This is a genomic window from Myxococcus faecalis, assembly GCF_050039385.1.
Lineage (GTDB): Bacteria > Myxococcota > Myxococcia > Myxococcales > Myxococcaceae > Myxococcus > Myxococcus fulvus.
On record NZ_CP144336.1, the window covers coordinates 10,306,476 to 10,327,872 of the forward strand.

Below are 21,397 nucleotides of genomic sequence, written 5' to 3' on the forward strand. Positions count from 1 at the left end.
TTCGCGCAGCAGCGCCTGTGGTTGCTCGACCAGGTCCAGCCCGGAGGCACGCAGTACAACATCTCCGGCGCCATCCGGCTGGAGGGCGCGTTGAACCCGGAGGCGCTGCGACAGGCGCTCGACCTGCTCGTGTCCCGCCACGAGCCTCTCCGCGCGACCTTCGGACTGAAGGACGGTCAGCCCGTCCAGACGCTCCATCCGCACAGGCCCTGGTCGCTGCCGCTCACGGACCTGTCGGACGTCGCGCCGCCGGAGCGCGAGGCCGCCGCGCGCAAGTACGCCGCCGAGGAGGCCAGTCAGCCCTTCGACCTGTCCACGGGCCCGCTCCTGCGCACCGCGCTGCTCAAGCTGGACGATGAGCTGCACGTCCTGGTGCTGGTCATGCACCACATCGTCTCGGATGGTTGGTCCCTGGCGGTGATGGTGCGCGAGGTGGCGCTGGCCTACGAGGCCTTCGCCGCGAGGAAGGCCCCTGCCCTCTCCCCGCTGCCCGTGCAGTACGTCGACTTCGCGGCGTGGCAGCGCCAGTGGCTCCAGGGCGACACGCTGGCCAAGGAGGTCGACTGGTGGAAGCAGCGGCTCGCCGGGGCGCCCCTCGTCCTCGACCTGCCCACGGACCTGCCGCGTCCCGCGATGCGCACACCTCAAGGCGCGTCGCATCCCATCCAGCTCCCGCGTGAGCTGGTGGACCGCGTGGTCGCGCTCGGTCGACAGGCCGGGGCCACCCCGTTCATGACGCTGCTCGCGGCCTGGCAGACGCTGCTCTCCCGCTACAGCCGCCAGGAGGACCTGCTCGTCGGCTCGCCCATCGCGGGGCGTCGTCATGGCGAGCTGGAGGGACTCGTTGGCTTCTTCGTCAACACGCTGGTGCTGCGCGCCCGCGTGCGTCCCGAGGAGTCCTTCCGCGCGCTGCTCGCCCAGGTGCGCGAGACGACGCTCGCGGCCTACGAGCACCAGGACCTGCCCTTCGAGCGCCTCGTCGAAGAGCTCCAACCCCAGCGTGACCTGGGCCGCGGCCCCGTGGTCCAGGTGGTGTTCGCGCTCCAGAACACGCCCACGCCGACGATGCGCGTGCCGGGCCTCACCCTGCGTCAGCTCGACGTGGACAACGACACGGCGCGCTTCGACCTTGGCCTCGTCCTGGTCGAGGAGGCCGATGGCCTGCGCGGCGTCATCGAGTACAGCACCGAGCTGTTCACCGCGCCCACCGGGGCGCGCCTCGCCCGCCACCTGCGCAACCTGCTCGAAGCGCTGGTCGCCGCTCCGGACCGGCCGCTCTGGACCCTGGACCTGCTGTCCGCCGACGAGCGCCACCAGCTGGTCACCGAGTGGAACGACACCACGCGGCCCTACCCCGCGGACACCACCTTCGTGGAGGGCTTCTCCCGACAGGCGAGCCAGCGTCCCCAGGCCATCGCCCTGGAGTCGGGCGACCAGCGGATGACCTACGGCGCGCTGGAGGCCCGGGCCAACCAGCTCGCGCACCTGCTCCGCTCGAAGGGCGTGGGGCCCGATGTGCTCGTGGCCGTGTGCCTGGAGCGCGGCTTCGATGTCGTGGTCTCCATCCTCGCCGTCATGAAGGCCGGAGGTGCCTACGTCCCGCTCGACGCGGCGTACCCGGTGCAGCGGCTCGCCTTCATGGTGGAGGACGCGCGGCCCTCGCTGCTGCTCACCTCGCGGGTGCTGGGCGACAAGCTGACCCTGCCGGACGCGGGGCCCGAGCGCCTGCTCGTCGAGGGACTGGAGCTGGAGTCGTGGCCGACCACGGCGCCGGTGTCCCACGCGGGCCCTCGCAACCTGGCCTACGTCATCTTCACCTCCGGCAGCACGGGGCGCCCCAAGGGCGTGGCCATCGAGAACCGGGGCCTGATGCGCCTGTGCTACTCGGAGCCCTATGCCCGCTTCGGCGCGAAGGAGACCAGCATCCTGCTGGCGCCCATCTCGTTCGACGGCTCCGTGCTCGAGGTCTGCCCGTCACTGCTCCATGGTGGCCGCGTGGTCCTCTTCCCGGCCGACGCGGTGCCGAGTGACCTGGACCGCCTGGGCGAGGTCATGGCGCGGCACGAGGTCTCCTTCTCGCACCTGCCCTCCGGCCTCTTCGCGCAGCTCGTGGAGCACCGCCCGGACATCCTGGCCCGGATGGGACAGCTCCACGTCGGCGGCGAGGTGCTCTCCGTGCCTCATGCGCACCGGGCGCTGGCCTCGCTGCGGGTGCCCATCATCAACGCGTACGGGCCGACGGAGTGCTCGGTCATCGCGACCAACTACGCGCTGACGGGGCCCATGCCGTCGGGGAGCTCGTTCCCCATCGGCACGCCCATCGACAACACCACGGCCTACGTCCTGGATGCCCGCATGCAACTGGCGCCCGTGGGAGTCCCGGGCGAGCTGTACCTGGGAGGCGTGGGGCTCGCGCGCGGCTACGTGTCGCGCCCGGACCTCACGGCCGAGCGCTTCGTCCCGCATCCGTTCAGCACCCAGCCCGGTGAGCGGCTCTACCGCACGGGCGACGTGGCGCGCTGGCGCCCCGAGGGCGTGCTGGAGTTCATCGGCCGCACCGACCATCAGGTGAAGATTCGCGGGTTCCGCATCGAGCTGTCCGAGGTGGAGGCCGCGCTGGCCGCCCAGCCCGCGGTGCACGAGTCCGTGGCCGTCGTCCGCGAGGACGTTCCGGGAGATCGTCGGCTCGTGGCCTACGTGTCGCCGCGAGAGGGTCAGTCGCTGGACACGACGGACCTGCGCGCGGGCCTGCGGCAGCGGCTGCCCGAGTACATGGTGCCGTCCATCATCGTCACCCTGCCCTCGCTGCCGCTGAGCACCACGGGCAAGGTGGACCGCAAGGCGCTGCCCAAGCCGGACGCCGCCTCCACGGGACGTCAGGGGCGCTTCGTCGAGCCGGCCAATCCGCTGGAGGAGCGCATCTCCGCCGTCTGGGCGCGGGAGCTGGGCACCGAGCGCGTCGGCGTGCATGACCACCTGTTCGAGGAGCTGGGTGGTACGTCGCTCTCCGTGGTGCGCATCGCGGCGCGCTTGCGCGAAGAGCTGGGTCAGTCGGTTCCCGTCGTGTGGCTGTTCGAGCACCCCACGGTCCAGGGGCTGGCGCGAGCCCTGGAGAAGCAGCGCGCGGAGGTGGCCGCGGCGACCGCGCCCCAGTCGGTGCCGGCGCCGGAGCGGCCGGTGTCACGTCCGTCGACGACGGGGGCCGTGGCCATCATCGGCATGGCGGGTCGGTTCCCCGGCGCGGGCTCGGTGGACGCGTTCTGGTGCAACCTGCGCGAGGGCGTCGAGTCCATCTCCCGGTTCAAGCCCGAGGAGCTGGAGCGCATGCCTGGCCTGCCCGAGGGCATCGAGCTGAGCCAGCACCCGGCGTTCGTCCCGGCCGGTGGTGTGCTCGAGGGCGCGGACCGGTTCGACCACGCGTTCTTCGACATGTCCCTGCGCGAGGCGCAGTGGTTGGATCCGCAGCAGCGCGTGTTCCTGCAGTCCGCGTGGACGGCGCTGGAGGACGCGGGCATCGACCCCGAGCGCTTCCCGGGCGCCATCTCGCTGTACGCGGGGGCCATCGACTCCGGCTACACGGAGGCGGTGCGGGCCACGGTGCCGTTGGACGGCGCCGCGCTGTTCGAGCTCTACGGCACCGCGACGCACGAGAGCCTGGCGACGAAGACGTCCTTCAAGCTGGGGCTCACGGGTGAGAGCGTCCTCATCCACACCGCGTGCTCCACGGGCCTCGTCGCCGTGCACCTGGCCTGCCAGAACCTGCTGGCGGGCATGTCCGACGTGGCGATGGCCGGCGCGACGCGCCTGTCGGTGCCGCAGCGCACCGGCTACGTGTACCAGGAAGGGATGATCCTCTCGCCGGACGGGCACTGCCGCTCGTTCGACGCGGCGGCTCAGGGCACCGTCTCCGGCAACGGCGTGGCCTGCATCGTCCTCAAGCGACTGGAGGACGCGGAGCGGGACGGGGACTCCATCCACGCGGTGATTCGCGCGACGGCGACCAACAACGATGGGCGCGACAAGTCGGGCTTCACCGCGCCCAGCGTGCAGGGCCAGACGGCCGTCATCCGGCAGGCGCTCGCGCGCTCGGGCGTGAAGCCGGAGGAGATCGGCTACGTGGAGGCGCACGGCACGGCGACTCCGCTGGGCGACCCCATCGAGGTGACGGCGCTCCAGCGCGCCTACGGCCTGGGGCCCGAGCACAAGGGCACCATCGCCCTGGCTTCGCTCAAGTCCAACGTCGGCCACCTGGACACGGTGGCGGGCCTCGCGGGCCTCATCAAGGTGGCGCTGTCGCTGCGGCACGGAGAGGTCCCGCCGAGCCTGCACTTCGAGCGCCCCAACCCCCAGATTGATTTCGACGCCACCCCGTTCTTCGTCAACACCACCCTTCGGCCGTGGCCGAGGAGCGAGTCGCCGCGGCGTGCCGCGGTCAGCTCCTTCGGCATTGGTGGCACCAACGCCCACGCCGTGCTCGAGGAAGCTCCGATGTCTCCGAGTGGCTCCAGCTCACGCAAGCACCACCTGTTCGTCCTGTCGGCGCGCACGCCCGAGGCGCTGGACGCGGCCTCGAAGAACCTGGCCTCCCATGCGGAGGCCCAGGGTGACGCGCTGGCCGTGGCCGATGCGGCCTTCACGCTCGCCGTGGGCCGCAAGGGCTTCGAGCACCGGCGCGTCGTCGTGGCCCGCGACGCGGCCGAGCTGACCCGTCAGCTCCTCAAGCCCTTCACGCCCACGAAGCTCAAGGACCTGGAGGCCGCGCGCCGTCGCCGCGTGGCCTTCATCTTCCCGGGTCAGGGGACGCAGCAGCTCGGCATGGGGCGCGAGCTGCTCGACACGGAGCCGACGTTCCGCCGGCATCTGGAGTCGTGCCTGGCGCTGCTGGACGGGGAGCTGCGGGAGCGCGTGCGCACGCTCCTGACGTCGGGTCCTGGGCAGGAGTCGCGGCACGCTTCGCTGCTCGCGGACACGCGGGTGGCGTTGCCGGCGCTGTTCTCCGTCGAAGTGTCCCTCGCGTGGATGTGGATGGACTGGGGCCTGAAGCCGTATGCCGTCCTGGGGCACAGCTTCGGTGAGTACGCCGCGGCCTGCGTGGCGGGGGCGCTGTCGCTGGAGGACGCGCTGAAGCTCGCGGTGGCGCGGGGTGAGCTGATGCACCGCATGCCTCCGGGGGCGATGCTCGCGGTGGCGATGCCGGAGTCGCAGGTTCAGCCGCTCTTGGCCGGGAGGCTGTCACTGGCCGCCGTCAATGCGGCGGACCGCTGCGTCGTCGCGGGTCCGGTGGCGGAGGTGGAGGCGCTCCAGGAGACATTGAAGGCGCGGGACGTGGGCGTGGTGCGGATGCCCGCGCCGCACGCGTTCCATTCGGCGGACGTGGAGCCGCTGATGCCGGAGCTGTCGCGCGTGGTGGCGTCGCTGACGCGCTCGGAGCCGACGCTGCGCTACGCGTCCAGCGTGACGGGCACGTGGGCGAAGCGCGGTGCACTGGCCGAGCCGCAGTACTGGGCGGACCAGATGCGTCAGCCCGTGTACTTCTCGGATGCGGTGGGGGCGCTGCTCGAGGATGGGTGCAGCGTGCTGCTGGAGGTGGGCCCCGGTCAGGACCTGACGCCGCTGGTGCGCGCGTCACTGGGCCAGGACAAGGACCGCGTGAAGGCGCTGGCGACGCTGCGTCGGAGCGCCTCCACGACGGAGGACGCGAGCCTGCTGGCGTCCGTGGGTGAGCTGTGGACGCAGGGCGTGGAGGTGGACTGGTCCGCCTTCTTCACGCACGAGCAGAGACGCCGGCTGCACCTGCCCACGTACCCGTTCCAGGAGAAGCGAGTCTGGGTGGATGCGAAGCCGGGCGCGCAGACCGTGCCCGCGATGGTGGCCCAGCAGCCCGTGCAGCTCCGTGCCGCCTCGGGGGCGCCGCTCCCCGTCGCGGAGACGCAGGCCGTGACGGCCATGCCGTCCGGGATGGATCCGCGACGCCCCACGTCGTCGGGCCTCGTACAACCGGCTGCCGCGTCGACGGGCTTCGCGCCGTCTGTTGGGTCAACGGGTCTCGTGTCGCCCGCGCCGATGGGTCTCGTGTCGCCTGCGTCGACGGGCTTCGCGCCGCCTGCTGCGACCGGCTTCGGGTCGCCTTCCGTGACGGGCGTCATGCCGCCTGCTGCGGCGACGGGTTTCGGGTCCGCTGCGTCGACGGGCTTCGCGCCGCCTGTCGCGACCGACCTCACGCCGTCTGCTGCGTCGACGGGTCTCGTGTCGCCTGTGTCGACGGGCTTCGCGCCGCCTGCTGCGACCGGCGTCACGCCGCCTGCGGTGACGGGTTTCGGGGCGCCTGCCTCGACGGGCTTCGCGCCGCCCACAGTGCCTCCGGGCTTCGCGCCGCATTCTGCGCCGACGGGCCTTGTTCCGCCGGCCTCAGCGTCGACAGGTTTCGCGCCGCCAGCTTCATCGACGGGCATCGCGCCGCAGTTGCCTCCGGTGGTTGCGCCAGCGATGACGTCGCTGCGCGCGGTTCCGGTGGCCCCCGCCGAGCCTCCCCCTTCGATTCAGGAGCCCGCGCCCGTCGCCCCAATGCGTGAAGACGCGCCTCGGGGGCCCATCGAGGAGCGGCTCGCGGGTCTGTGGCGCGAGCGCCTGGGCCTGGAGTTCGTCGGCCGTGAGGACGACTTCCTGGAGATCGGCGGCAACTCGCTGATGGCGGCGCAGCTGCTCAACCAGGTCCGTGAAGCCTTCGGCGTCCAGCTCCCCCTGGCCGCGTTGTTCGAGGCCCCCACGGTGGCGGGCATCGCCCAGCGCATCGAGCCGCTGTTGCGACAGGCCCCCGCCGCGGCGCCGACACGCGAACTCCCGCTGGTTCCGCTGCCTCGCACGGGCGAGCTGCCGCTCTCCTACGTGCAGGAGCGCGTGTGGCGTCTGGAGCAGCACCTGCCCGGCCTGTCCGCGTACAACATCCCCTTCGTGCTGCGGCTCGAGGGAGACCTGGACCCGGCCACGCTGGAGCGCGCCGTCCAGGAGATCGTCCGTCGGCACGAGGCCCTGCGCACCACGTACGACGTGGTGGATGGCCGTCCCGTGCAGCGCTTCCACGAGAACGTGCGCATCCCCCTGCCCATCGTCGACGTCGCCGGGGACACGCCCGCCCGTCGCGAGGATGAGGCGATGCGGCTGGCCCGCGAGGAGGCGATGCTGCCGTTCGACCTGGTGACGGGCCCTGTCATCCGGACCGTCCTGCTGCGCCTGGAGCCGAAGCACCACCTGCTCCTGGGCAGCATCCACCACGTCGTCTGCGACACGCTGTCCACCGCGCTCTTCATCAACGAGCTGATGCAGCTCTACGGCGCCTTCAAGCAGGGCCGCCCGTCGCCCCTCCCTCCCCTCCCCATCCAGTACGCGGACTTCGGCGCCTGGCAGCGCACCGGCATCCTCGAAGGCCGCTTCCCCGAGCAGGAGTCCTGGTGGCGTCAGCGACTCGCGGGCATGCCCAAGCAGCTCGACGTCCCCACGGACCGCAAGCGTCCGGCGAGCTGCCCGCTCACCTCCGTGCGTCTGCCCGTGGAGTTCCCACGCGCCCTGGCCCGCGAGCTGGGCGCGTTCGGCAAGCGCGAAGGCTACACGTCGTACATGCTGGTGCTCGCCGCGTGGCAGACGCTGCTGCACCGCTACAGCGGGCAGACGGACATCATCGTCGGCACGCCCATCGGCAACCGCACCCGGCCGGAGCTGCTGCCGCTCATCGGCTACGTGGCGCACTCGGCGGCGTTCCGCACGAGCTTCGCGGATGACCCGACGTTCCGGGATCTGCTCAACCGCGTGAAGCAGGAGCTCAACGAGGTCCAGTCCCGTCCGGACGTTCCCTACGAGTACCTGGTCGAAGCGCTCATCCCGGGCAAGGACATCGGCCGGGGCCGCATGGCCGACACCGTCTTCGTCTTCCACAGCGGCATCAGCGGCGGCGCCGCGGCCCTGGAGATGACGGGCGTGCGCGGCTCCATCGTCGAGGTCCCGGACGGTCCGGTGCAGTGGGGCACCACCCTGTCGGACCTGACGCTCGTGCTGGGTGACGAGTCCGGCCGGGTCCACGGCGCGCTCGAGTACGCGACGGAGCTGTTCGACGCGAGCACCGCGCAGGGCCTGGTCGACCATCTGCACGTGCTGCTCGCGTCCGCGATGGCCCGGCCCGACGAGCGGGTCTCCCGACTGCCGCTCGTCACCGAGGCCGAGCGCTCCGCGTGGCCCGCGCCACGCCCCACGCAGGTCATCACCTCCATCCCGGCACAGCTCGCCGAGCGGGCGAAGCGGGATTCCAACGCCGTGGCCGCGCTCGTCGGTGAGAAGTCCTGGACCTGGGCGGAGCTGTCCCGTCGCGCGGCGAGCGTCTCCGCGAGACTGCGCGCCAGCGGCTTGAAGAGCGGTGCGACCGTCGCGGTCTGCCTGCCCCCCTCCCCTGACAAGCTGGCGGTCCTCTGGGGTGTGCTCGACGCGGGTGGCGCGGTCGTGGCCCTGGGCGCCACGGACCTGGGGCGACTGTCGACCTATGCGTCCCAGGATGCCGCGACGCCCCTGCTCATCACGTGGCGTGGTGTCGTCACATCCTCCAAGCTGGACGCCTCGCGCGTGCTGTACGTGGAGGAACTGGAGACCACCGCATCGGTGAACCCGAGCGTGACTCGCGCGAACGCACCCGCGTGGCTGCTGCCCTCGGGGACGAACCAGCCCGCGTGGACGCTGGACCACCACGCGCTGGCGGACCTGTTCATCGCGATGGATGCGCGGTTGCGTCCGTCGGAGGGCGGCACCTGGCTGGCGGCGCTCGACACGTCGACCGAGCGGCCGGAGCTGGAGATGCTGTGGGCGCTCTCGCGCGGCCTGCGCGTGGCCTTCCCCTCCGAGGCCGTCACGGCCCGGCTGGTGCGGCTCCAGGGCGGTGGTCCGCGCACCCAGGCGATGGACATGAGCCTCATCTACTTCGCCAACGATGAGGACTCGCTCACGGGGCCAAAGTACGAGCTGCTCATCGAGGGCTCGAAGTTCGCGGACGCGCATGACTTCTCCGCGGTGTGGACGCCGGAGCGGCACTTCCACTCGTTCGGCGGTCTGTACCCGCAGCCGGCCGTGGTGGCCGCGGCCATCGCCACCGTCACCAAGAACCTGAAGCTGCGCTCCGGCAGCGTCGTGCTCCCGCTGCACGACCCGATGCAGGTCGCCGAGCAGTGGTCCGTGGTGGACAACCTCTCCGGCGGCCGCGTGGGCCTGTCGGTGGCCACGGGCTGGCACGTGGCGGACTTCTCCTTCGCCCCGGCGAACTTCGAGGACCGCCGCAACGTCCTGATGAAGCACCTGGAGACGCTGCGCTCGCTCTGGCGGGGCGAGAAGCAGAAGCGCGTGGGCGGCGGCGGCGTGACGGTGGAGGTGGCCCTGCGTCCGAAGCCCGTGCAGCGCGAGCTGCCCGTGTGGCTCACGGCCGTGGGCAACCCGGAGACCTTCCGTCTGGCCGGCGAGGTGGGCGCGGGCGTGCTCACGGGCCTGCTCGCGCAGTCCATCGACGAGCTGAAGTGGAAGGTCGCGATGTACCGCGAGGCGTGGCGCCGCAACGGTCATCCGGGCCGTGGCCACATCACGGTGATGCTGCACGCGTTCATCGGTGACGACGAGCAGGAGGTGCTGCGCACGGTGCGAAAGCCGCTGCTCGGCTACTTCCGCAGCTCGGCCGAAATCACCGCGTCGCTGCTGGCGGCCCAGGGCCACCAGGGGGAGATCGACAAGGTCTCCGAGGAGGACATCAACACGCTCCTGGAGCACACCTTCGAGCACCACGCGAAGGGCACGGGCCTCATCGGCACCGTGGAGAGCGGGTTCAAGCGCCTGCTCGATGTCCGCGAGGCGGACGTGGACGAGGTGGCCGCGCTCATCGACTTCGGTCTGGACACGCCCATCGTCCTGAAGGGCCTGGAGAAGCTGGCGGTGCTCCGCCAGAAGCTGGTGCAGGAGGCCGCGTCCCGCCAGGAGCAGGTCGTTGTCGAAGGCGACCAGGGCGTGAGCGAGGTGCTGGAGCTGGCGCGTCGCTCCGGCCAGGTGTTGCTGCACACGTCGGCGCGACTGGCCCGCACGCTGACCGAGCTGCCTGGTGCTCGTGAGGCGCTGAGCCCCGTGGGCGCGCTGGTACTCGATGGGGCCTCGGCCGAGCTGGCCACGGCGCTCGCGAAGAGCTCCGGGCTCCAGGTCCTGCTCGCGGGAGCGCCACGTGAGGGCGCGCTGTTGCCGCGTGCTCCCGAGGAGCGCGTGCCCGCGGGGCTGCGCCCGTGGATCCTCGACACCGCGGGGTTGCCTGTGCCCGTGGGCGTCGTCGGGGAGCTGGCGCTGGAGGGCGCGGGTCTTCCCTCCGGATTGTGGCGCTCCGAGGAAGAGGAGCGTCGTCGACTGGTGGCGCATCCGAAGGGCGCGTCGTCCCAGCTGTTCCGCACGGGACGCCACGCGCGACTGCGCGCGGATGGTCGCCTGGAGCCGGTCAACGTCCCGGTTCCCAAGGCCCCTGCTCCGGCCGCCAAGGCCCCGCCGCCCGTGCGGACCGAGGCTCGCCCTGTCGCCGCGCCCGCCGGGATTCCACGCGCGCGCAGGGACAAGCCGCTGCCGCTGTCGTTCGCGCAGCAGCGCCTCTGGTACCTCCAGCAGTTGGACCCCACGAGCACGGCGTACAACAACAGCTCCAGCTTCCGGCTGGTGGGCCCGTTGGACACCGCCGCGCTCCAGCGTGCGCTCGACGAGCTGATGCGTCGTCACGAGGTGATGCGGACCACGTACCAGCTCACCGAGACGGGGGCGACGCAGGTGGTCCAGCCCGCGACCGGGCTGCCGATGCCGCTGGAGGACGTGCCCGGCGAGACGCCCGAGGCCCGTGAAGCCGCGATGCTTCGCCGCTGCGAGGAACAAGGCGCCTGGGTGTTCGACCTGGCGCGCGGCCCGGTCATCCGCGCCGTGCTGCTGCGCATGGGGCCACAGGACCATGTGCTCAACCTGGTCATGCACCACGTCATCTCCGACGCGTGGTGCTCGCTGGTGCTCGCGCGCGAGATGTCCGTGCTCTACGCCTGCTACAACGCGGGCATCGAGTCGCCGTTGCCCGAGCTGCCCGTGCAGTACGCGGACTACGCGGTCTGGCAGCGCGAGTACCTGGAAGGCGTGGTGCTGGACGGGCAGCTCCGGTGGTGGAAGGAGCAGCTCCTCGGAGTCCCCGCGCTGGAGCTGCCCACGGACCGGCCGCGTCCGGCGGTGCAGTCCTACGACGGTGGGAGCCTGCGCTTCGTGGTGGGCCGCGAGGTGGCGGAGCCGCTGCTCGCCCTGGGCCGCAAGGAAGGCGCGACATCCTTCATGGTGATGCTGGCGCTCTACCAGGCGCTCCTGGGTCGTCACGCGGGCCAGGACGACTTCGCCATCGGCATCCCCATCGCGGGTCGTACGCAGCCCGAGACGGAGGGGTTGATCGGCTGCTTCGTCAACACGTTGGCGATGCGCACCCAGCTCACCGAGGCCCCGACGTTCCGTGAGCTGTTGGGCCGGGTGAAGAAGCAGTCCCTGGGCGCGTTCTCCCGGCAGGATGCGCCGTTCGAGCGGCTCATCGAGCTGCTCCAGACGCCGAGGGACCAGAGCCGCACGCCGGTCTTCCAGGTCGTCCTCAACGTCATCAACACGCCGCCCGCGGAGACGTCGCACCAGACGCTCAAGCTGAGCCAGCTGGATGTCGCCACCGGGACGTCGAAGTTCGACCTGAGCTTCGAGGTCGTAGAAGGCCTGGGCGAGCTCCACTGCCGCTTCGAGTACGCGGCGAAGCTGTTCGATGAGTCCACGATGAAGCGACTGGTCGAGCACCTCTCCGTGCTCGCTCGCGCCGTCGTCGCATCTCCGGACCTGCCGGTGCAGCGCCTGCCGCTGATGGGTGAGGCGGAGCGGCAGCAGGTGCTGGTGGGGTTCCAGGGACGCACGGAGGCGTACCCGAAGGAGGCGACGCTGCACGCGCTCATCGAGGCGCAGGTGCGACGCACACCGGAGGCGGAGGCGGTCCGCTTCGAGGGAAGCACCCTCACCTACGCGCAGCTGGATGCACGGGCCAATCAGCTGGCGCACCACCTGCGGACGTTGGGAGCGAAGCCGGGGGTGCTGGTGGGGGTGTGCCTGGAGCGCTCGCTGGAGTTGGTGGTGGCGCTGCTGGGGGTGCTCAAGTCGGGAGCGGCCTACGTGCCGCTGGACCCGGCATACCCGAGGGAGCGCCTGGCGGGGATGTTGGAGGACGCGGACGCGCCTGTCCTCGTCACGCAGGAGAAGCTGAAGTCGGTGCTGCCCGCGCACGGCTCGCGAGTGGTGAGCCTGGACACGGAGTGGGCCACGGTGGCCCGTCATCCTGCGACTGCACCCACTCCGGTGGGAGGCGCGGACTCACTGGCGTACGTCATCTTCACGTCCGGCTCGACGGGCCGTCCGAAGGGGGCGATGAACGCGCACGCGGGCATCGTCAACCGACTCTTGTGGATGCAGCAGGAGTACGGGCTGACGGCGGCGGACACGGTGGTGCAGAAGACACCGTTCAGCTTCGACGTGTCGGTGTGGGAGTTCTTCTGGCCGCTGCTGACGGGGACGAGGCTGGTGGTGGCGAAGCCGGGAGGGCACCAGGACCCGGCGTACCTGGCGAAGCTGCTGCGAGAGGAGCGAGTGACGACGGTGCACTTCGTGCCGTCGATGCTGAGAGCCTTCCTGGAGGAGCCGGGCCTGGAGGGGCTGAGCCACCTGCGGCGGGTGGTGTGCAGTGGTGAGGCGCTGACGGCGGAGCTGGTGGCGAAGGCGCACGCGCGACTGCCGGCGGGCGCGGAGGTGCACAACCTCTACGGCCCGACGGAGGCGGCGGTGGACGTCTCGTACTTCCACTGCGCGCGAGGCACGCAGCGCACGAGCATTCCGATTGGGCGTCCGGTGGCGAACACGCGGCTGTACGTGCTGGACGCGCAGGGCCAGCCGACGCCGGTGGGAGTGCCCGGAGAGCTCTTCATCGGCGGTGTGCAGGTAGGCCTGGGGTATTGGCGCCGGCCGCAGCTGACGGCGGAGCGCTTCGTGCCGGACTTGTACTCGCAGGTGCCCGAGGCGCGGCTGTACCGCACCGGAGACGTGGCGAGGTGGCTGGCGGACGGGACGCTGGAGTACCTGGGCCGCTCGGACTTCCAGGTGAAGCTCAGAGGCTTCCGGATTGAATTGGGAGACATCGAGGCGGCGCTGCTGTCACACGCCTCGGTGCGAGAGGCCGTGGTCCTCGTGCGCGAGGACTCCCCGGGCGACCAGCGCCTCGTCGCCTATGTCACGGGTGACGCGGAGCCGCTGACCGCGTCGCTGCTCAAGACGCACCTCCAGTCTCGGCTGCCCGAGTACATGGTGCCCTCGACCTTCACGCACCTGGGCGTGCTCCCGCTGACGCCCAGCGGCAAGGTGGACCGCAAGGCCCTGCCCGCGCCGGAGGCCCCTGTTGTCCAGCCCGGCCGCTACGTCGCACCTCGGACGCCCGTGGAGGAGACGCTCGCCACGCTCTTCGCGCAGGTCCTCGGCGTGGAGCGCATCGGGATTCACGATGGGTTCTTCGAGATGGGCGGTCACTCGCTGCTCGCGACCCAGGTCGTGGTCCGCGTCCGGGGCGCGCTCGGGCTGGAGCTGCCGCTGCGCACCCTGTTCGAGGCACCCACCGTCGCCGCGCTCGCGGAGCGGCTGGATGCCCGTCGCCCGGGTGCGGAGCTGCCGCCGATGGTCCGCGTGGACCGGACGAAGCCCATCCCGCTCTCGTTCGCGCAGCAGCGCCTCTGGCTCATCAGCCAGTTCGCCGGCGCGGTCAGCGCCTACAACATCCCGCTGGCCCTGAAGCTCGAGGGCGTGCTGGACCTCTCCGCGCTCCAGCGTGGCTTCGACGCGCTGATGGAGCGCCACGAGGCGATGCGCACCACCTTCCGCGCGGACGGTGACACGCCCGTCCAGGTCATCCACCCGGCCTTCCCGCTGCCCTTCCAGTTCGTGGACCTCACGTCCCTCACGAACGCGAAGGAGCGCGAGGCGGAGACCGTCCGACTCGCCCTCGAAGAGGCACGGCGCCCGTTCGACCTGCTGAGCGGCCCGCTGGCCCGCGCGCTCCTGTTGAAGCTGGGCGAACAGGAGCACGCGCTGGTGCTCAACATGCACCACATCGTCTCGGACGGCTGGTCCACGGGGGTGCTGGTCCGCGAGATGGCCGCGCTCTACGCGGCGTTCCATGACGAGCGTCCCTCGCCGCTGCCGGCGCTCCCCGTGCAGTATGCGGACTTCGCAGTCTGGCAGCGCGACTGGCTCCAGGGGCCGGTCCTGGAGGAGCAGGTCGGCTACTGGCGCAAGAAGCTCGAGGGCGCGCCGTCGCACCTCGACCTCCCGACGGACAAGCCGCGCCCCGCGCAGCAGTCCTTCCATGGGGCCGCGGCGCTGATGCACCTGCCGCTGCCGCTCACCGAGGCGCTGGAGACCTTCGCCCGTCGCGAGGGCGCCACGCCGTTCATGGTGCTGCTCGCGGCCTTCCAGGTCCTCCTGCAGCGGCACTCCGGGCAGGACGACATCCTGGTGGGCTCGCCCATCGCCGGACGTCGACTGGCCGAGTCCGAGGCCCTCATCGGCTACTTCGCGAACACGCTCGTCCTGCGCTCCCGCATCCGGGGGCAGGACTCGTTCCGCGCGCTGCTCGCCCAGGTGCGGGACACCACGCTGGAGGCGTTCGAGCACCAGGACGTGCCCTTCGAGAAGCTGGTGGAGGAGCTGCACCCGGCCCGTGACGCCAGCCGCACGCCGCTGTTCCAGGTCTCCTTCACGCTGCACAACGCCCCGCTGCCGGCGCTGTCCCTGCCCGGCTTGACGCTGCGGCCGATGGACCACCACCACGGGGTCATCCGCTTCGACATGGAGCTGTCCTTCCATCGCGAGGAGACGGGCTTCCGTGGCGGCATCAACTACGCCACGTCCCTCTTCGACCACGACACCGTGGCCGCCATGGCGAGCCACCTGCGCGTGCTGCTCGAAGAGGTCATCGCCTCGCCGGACGTCCCGCTCGCCCAGGTCTCCATGCTCACCCGCGAGGAGCGCAACCGGGTGCTGGTGGAGTGGAACGACACCGCGACGAAGACGCCGCGTCCCCCGTCGATTCACGACGCCTTCGCGAAGCAGGCGGAGCGCACGCCCCAGGCCATCGCCCTCACGCACGCGGAGGGCCAGCTCACCTACGCCGAGCTGCGCGCCCGCGCGAACCAGGTCGCGCACCACCTGCACGTGATGGGCGTGCGTCCCGGTGGCCGCGTGGGTCTGTGCGTGGAGCGCTCCCCGGAGCTCATCATCGGCATGCTGGGCATCCTCCAGGCGGGCGCGGCCTACGTGCCCCTGGAGCCGAGCTACCCCACGGAGCGCCTCACGTGGATCATCCGTGAGTCCGGAGTCAGCATCCTCCTGACCCAGGAGCACCTCGCGGACGAGCTGCCCGAGCTGGGCTGCCTGCCCGTCCTGCTGGACGCGGAGTGGCGCGCCATCTCGAAGCAGCCGACGAGCGCTCCCGTCGTCTCCGTGGGCGAGGAGGACCTGGCCTACGTGATGTTCACGTCGGGCAGCACGGGCCAGCCCAAGGGCGTCTGCGTTCCCCACCGTGGTGTGCTGCGACTGGTGCGCGACAACACGTTCATGCGCTTCGGGCCGGACGAAGTCTTCCTCCAGCTCGCGCCCGTGGCGTTCGATGCCTCCACGCTGGAGGTCTGGGGCGCGCTGCTCAACGGTGGACGGTTGGTCCTCGCGCCTCCGAAGGCGCAGTCCATCGAGTCGCTGGGCGCGCTGCTGACGAGCTCGGGAGTCACCGCGCTGTGGCTGACGGCGGCCCTCTTCGACCAGGTCGTCCAGCACCAGGGCCAGGCGCTGGCGGGAGTGCGCCAGGTGCTCGCGGGTGGCGACGTGCTGCCCGTGCAGCGCGTGACGGAGCACCTGTCGCGAATCGGGCCGGACGCGGTGTTCATCAACGGCTACGGCCCCACGGAGAACACCACGTTCTCCGCCACGCACACGCTGCGGGCCGGGGACACGGTGGACCGCTCGGTGCCCATCGGCCGTCCGCTGTCGAGCTCCACCGCCTACGTGCTGGACGCCGCGCTCCAGCCCGTGCCGCCGGGAGTCTCCGGTGAGCTGTTCGTCGGAGGCGACGGCCTGGCCTGGGGCTACCTGAACCGCCCGGACCTGACGGCCGAGCGCTTCGTGCCGCACCCGTACGCCTCGACGCCGGGCGCCCGCCTGTACCGCACGGGCGACAAGGCGCGCTGGCGCGCGGATGGCACGCTCGAGTTCATGGGCCGCGTCGACTTCCAGGTGAAGATCCGCGGCTTCCGCATCGAGCCCGGCGAGGTCGAGGAGACGCTGCGCCGCTTCGCCGGCCTGCGGGACGTCGTCGTGGTGGCCCGCGAGGACATCCCGGGCGACAAGCGACTGGTGGCCTACGTCGTCCCGGAGACCGCGGGAGTGGACGTGGGCGCGGTGAAGACCTTCGTCCAGCGTCAGCTCCCCGAGTACATGGTGCCGTCGGCCATCGTGGAGCTGGCCGCCCTGCCCCTGTCGTCCAACGGCAAGGTGGACCGCAAGGCCCTGCCGGCCCCGGAGGCCCCTGTCTCCAAGGACCCGGCCGAGAACGCCCCGCGCACGCCCCTGGAGACGCAGCTGGCGGCCATCTGGGCGGAGGTGCTGCACCACGACTCGGTGGGCATCCACGATGACTTCTTCGAGCTGGGCGGCCACTCGCTCCTGGCCACGCAGGTGGTGTCTCGCATCCGGGCCACGCTCGGCGTCGAGCTGCCCCTGGGTGAGCTGTTCGGCGCGTCCACGGTGGCAAAGCTCGCGGAGCGGCTGGCCAACGCCACGGTGGCGAAGGCCCCGGCCCTGACGCGCGTGCCGCGCACGACGGACCTGCCGTTGTCCTTCGCGCAGCAGCGGCTCTGGTTCATCGACCAGCTGGAGCCCGGGTCCACGCTCTACAACAACCCGTTCCCGCTGCGGCTGGAGGGCACGCTGGATGAGCGGGCCCTGCGGCGCACCTTCGACGAGCTGGTGCGGCGTCACGAGTCGCTGCGCACCACGTTCCGCGCGGAGGGAGGCCAGGCGGTCCAGAAGATCCACCCGGCCACCTTCGTGCCCGTGCAGAAGGTGGACCTGTCGCGCATCGACGAGGAGGACCTCCGGATGGCGGAGGCCCTGCGGCTGTCGAACGAGGAGGCGCGTCGCCCGTTCGACCTCTCGCGCGGGCCGCTGCTGCGCACGCTGCTCATCAAGCTGCGTCCGCAGGACCACATCCTGCTGCTCCACGTGCACCACATCGTGTCGGACGGCTGGTCGCTCGGCGTGTTCGTGCGGGAGCTGACGTCGCTCTACGAGGCGTTCCGCAAGGGGCTGCCCTCGCCGCTGCCGGAGCTGGCCGTGCAGTACGCCGACTACGCCGTGTGGCAGCGCTCGTGGCTGCGCGGCGCGACGCTCGAGGCGCAGGTCGGCTGGTGGAAGCAGCAACTGGAGGGCGCGCCGTACGCGCTGGACGTGCCCACGGACAAGCCGCGCCCGGCGGTGTTCACCCACAAGGGCGCCGTGCTGGACCTGGTCATCCCGCTGAAGCTCAGCCAGGCGCTGGAGTCGCTGGCCCAGAAGGAAGGCGCCACGCCGTTCATGGTGCTGATGGCCGCGTTCCAGACGCTGCTGCACCGGTACTCGGGCCAGGACGACATCCTGGTGGGCTCGCCCATCGCGAACCGCAACGTGGCGGACACGGAGGTGCTCATCGGCTTCTTCGTGAACACGCTGGTGCTGCGCGCGCGCTTCACGCCGAAGATGTGCTTCCGCGAGCTGCTGGCCCAGGTGCGCGAGCGGACGCTCGGCGCCTACGAGCACCAGGGCGTCCCGTTCGAGAAGATCGTCGAGGAGCTCCAGCCCACGCGCGACGCGAGCCGCACGCCGCTGTTCCAGGCGATGTTCACGCTGCAGAACGCGCCGCTGCCGGAGATCGTCCTGCCGGAGCTGTCCGTGGGGCCCCACCCCATCGACTCCACCAACCTGGCCATGTTCGAGCTGGGGCTGGACCTGACGCGCGCGCCGGAGGGCTTCTCCGGTGGCTTCACGTACAGCACGGACCTGTTCGAGCGCGCGACGATGGAGCGCTTCGCCGAGCACCTGCTCGTGCTGCTGCGAGGCATCGTCGCGAACCCGGGCACTCCGCTGGAGGAGCTGCCGCTGCTGCCTCCCGAGGAGCGCAAGCAGCTGCTGCTGGAGTGGACGGGTGAGCGCGAGCCCCTGCCCGCGGACGCGCGCATCCACGCGCTCCTCGAGGAGCAGGTGCTGCGCACGCCGGACGTCATCGCGGTGGTGTCCGGTGAGGACTCGGTCACCTACCGTGAGCTGGACACGCGGGCCACGCGGCTGGCGTGGCGCCTGCGCGAGCTGGGCGTCGGGCTGGAGACGCGGGTGGCGGTGTGCGTGGAGCGCTCGGTGGAGCAGCTGGTGGCGCTCCTCGGCGTGCTGAAGGCCGGTGGTGCCTACGTGCCGCTGGACCCGGAGTACCCGGCGGAGCGGCTGAGCTTCATGCTGGAGGACAGCGGCGCGCGCGTGGTGGTGGCACGCGGGCAGGTCCGCGAGAAGCTGGGCGACACCACGGACCGCGTCTACCTGGACGTGGACGCCGTGCCCGAGACGGGGGACGTCGCTCCGCTCTCCGTGGTGGTGCCTCCGGAGGCGGCGGCCTACGTGCTCTACACGTCGGGTTCGACGGGGCGGCCCAAGGGCGTCGTGGTGCAGCACCGCTCGCTGGTGAACTTCACCCGCGCGGCCTGGAAGACGTACCCCGTGGAGCTGGGGGACCGCGTGCTCCAGTTCGCCTCCATCAGCTGGGACACCAGCGCGGAGGAGATCTACCCGTGCCTCACGCGAGGCGGGACGCTGGTGCTGCGCACGCCGGACATGCTCGACGTGCCGGAGGTCTTCCTGGCGCGGTGCGAGGCCGCGGGGGTGACGCAGCTCAACCTGCCCACGGCCTTCTGGCACGAGGTGACGGCGAGCCTGGAGGAAGGCCGCGCGAAGCTGCCCTCGAAGCTCAAGTGGGTGGTGATTGGCGGAGAGCGCGCCGCGCCGGAGCGGGTCGCCGCCTGGCGTCGCACGGTGGGCTCCGCCCTGCCCCTGCGCAACACCTACGGACTGACGGAGGTGACGGCGGTGGCCACGGCGGTGGACCTGATGGCGTCCCCGGCCGAGGCGTTCGAGAGCGCCCAGGAGGTGCCCATCGGCCGGCCGCTGACCAACGTGACGACGTACGTGCTGGACAGCGCGTTCATGCCGACGCCCACGGGCGTGGTGGGTGAGCTGTTCATCGGCGGTGAGGGCGTCGCGCGTGGCTACCTCGGCCGGCCGGACCTGACGGCGGAGCGCTTCATCCCGAGCCCCTTCGGCGAGGGCGAGCGGCTCTACCGCACCGGTGACAAGGCGCGCTGGCGACGTGACGGCGGCCTGGAGTACCTGGGGCGCGGCGACACGCAGGTGAAGGTGCGCGGCATCCGCATCGAGCTGGGGGAAGTCGAGGCCTCGCTGCGCGCTCGCTCGGAGGTCCGTGACGCGGTGGTGCTGGCGCGCGAGGACTCGCCGGGCGACAAGCGCCTGGTGGCGTACGTGGTGCCGACGGAAGTGAAGGAGGGGCTGGAGCCGACCCTGGACATCCTGGGCCTCCATGACCACCTGAGGCAGCACCTGCCCGCGTACATGGTGCCCGCGGCCTTCGTGCCGCTGGCCGCCCTGCCCCTCACGCCCAACGGCAAGGTGGACCGCAAGGCGCTGACCGCGCCGGATGCGAACTTGCACCGGGTCAGCCGCCAGCATGAGCCTCCCGCGACGCCGCTGGAGGGACGACTGGCCGAGCTGTGGCGGGAGCTGTTGAACGTCCCCACCGTGGGTCGTCGCGACAACTTCTTCGAGCTGGGGGGCCACTCGTTGATGGCCACGCGGCTGGTGGCTCGAGTCCGCGAGGACTTCAAGGTGGACCTGGGCCTGCGGGCCTTCTTCGAGACCCCCACGTTGGCGGGGCTCGCCGAGCGCATCTCCGGCGCCACCTGGGGGGACACGCTCCCGGACCTCGGTGTGGATCGCGGTGACGGGCCGATTCCGCTGTCCTTCGCGCAGCAGCGCCTGTGGTTCCTGGACCAGCTCCAGCCAGGGATGGCGATCTACAACATGCCCGTGGCGCTGCGCCTGTCGGGACGCGTGGAGCGCGCCGCGTTCCATCGCGCCGTCGACGAGCTGGTGCGTCGTCACGAGTCCCTGCGCACCACGTTCGAGACCGTGGGCGGTGAGCCGCGACAGGTCATCCACCCCGCGCAGCCCGGCAACCTCCGGGTGCTGGACCTGTCCCGCGTCTCTGCCGACGAGCGGATGGAGGAGGCCTACCGGCTGGCGCGCGAGGACTCGCTCACCCCTTTCGACCTGCGTACGGGTCCCCTGCTGCGAATCACGCTGCTCGTGCTGGACACCAAGGAGCACGCGCTGCTCGTGTGCATGCATCACAGCATCTCGGACGGCTGGTCGCAGGCCGTGCTGGTGCGAGAGCTCGTCCAGCTCTACGAGGCGTTCAGGAGCGGTCGTCCGTCGCCGTTGCCGGAGCTGCCGGTGCAGTACGCGGACTACGCCTTGTGGCAGCGGCAGTGGCTCCAGGGAGAGACGCTCCGGAAGCAGCTCGATTGGTGGAGCCAGCAGCTCGCCGGAGCCCCGGGAGCGCTGGATCTGCACACCGACAAGCCGCGTCCCGCGGTGCTCTCGCACCAGGGCACCACGGTGCCCGTGAGCGTGTCCCCCTCGCTCAGTCAGGCGCTGGAGACGCTGGCGCGCCGTGAAGGCGTCACGCCCTTCATGGTGTGGATGGCGGCGTACCAGGCGCTGCTGCACCGGTACTCGGGGCAGGATGACTTGCTGGTGGGCACGCCCATCGCGGGTCGGCGTCACGCCAAGACGGAGGGCCTCATCGGCTTCTTCGTCAACACGCTGGTGATGCGCGCGAGCTTCACGCCGACGCTCACGTTCCGGCGCCTGTTGGCGCAGGTGCGCGACTCCACGCTCGGAGCCTACGAGCACCAGGACGTCCCCTTCGAGCGGCTGGTCGAGGAGCTGCATCCCACGCGCGACCTGAGTCGCACGCCGTTGTTCCAGGCGCTCTTCGCCCTCCAGAACATGCCGAGCGCGGAGCTGACGTTGCCGGAGCTCTCGCTCAAGGGCGTGGAGGTCGAGTCCACCGTCAGTCGCTTCGAGCTGGAGCTGGCCCTGGTCCGCACGCCAGCGGGTTACCAAGGGGCCCTCAGCTTCAGCACGGACCTGTTCG

At 71.3% G+C, this 21,397-nt stretch carries 1 protein-coding gene (running past both ends of the window); it reads left to right on the plus strand.

Every position in this 21,397-nt window falls within one protein-coding gene, locus VZQ01_RS41010, for a non-ribosomal peptide synthase/polyketide synthase (protein ID WP_426746362.1), read on the plus strand. The gene is 43,647 nt long; 16,311 of those nucleotides lie to the left of the window and 5,939 to its right, leaving coding positions 16,312–37,708 in view, spanning codon 5,438 (complete) through codon 12,570 (partial); the first codon wholly inside the window starts at position 1. Both the start codon and the stop codon lie outside the window.